1 pseudogene is annotated in these 371 nt (G+C 60.6%); it reads right to left on the bottom strand.

Annotated elements, in window-relative coordinates:
* Positions 1 to 263, bottom strand: a pseudogene (locus SB771_RS33665) (IS256 family transposase); the annotation flags it as partial.
* Positions 264 to 371: the final 108 nt, after the last annotated feature.

Raw genomic sequence — 371 nt, 5'->3', positions numbered from 1 at the left:
ATGACCGTCTTGCCGCTGGCGCCGTTGCGCTCGTTGGCCTGACCGGGCGGCTTGGACTGGCCTGGTCGGTAGCCCAAATGCAGATTCATCTCGGCGCCCATCGCGCGCTCGATGACTGCCTTGTTGAACGCCAGCATCAGGTCCTGAACCTCGGCCGGCGTCATCGGCCCCTTGACCAACTGGTCCAGCAGTTCCTTGGGCAGTTCAGGCAGCGGCCCGCGGGCCGCTGCCTGACGCGCTACAGTTTGCCTTTTCTTCTTCATTGGCATATCCATGACTTTTACACCTCATGATATGCCTCGCCCACGAAATCGCGGATAGGTCCCCATGGAGAGGTGTCTGATGCCGAAGCAACGTCGTTCGTTTTCCCC

Source organism: Burkholderia sp. SIMBA_051, assembly GCF_046534915.1.
Classification (GTDB): Bacteria; Pseudomonadota; Gammaproteobacteria; order Burkholderiales; family Burkholderiaceae; genus Burkholderia; species Burkholderia ambifaria.
This window is presented reverse-complemented; position numbering and strand designations above follow the sequence as displayed.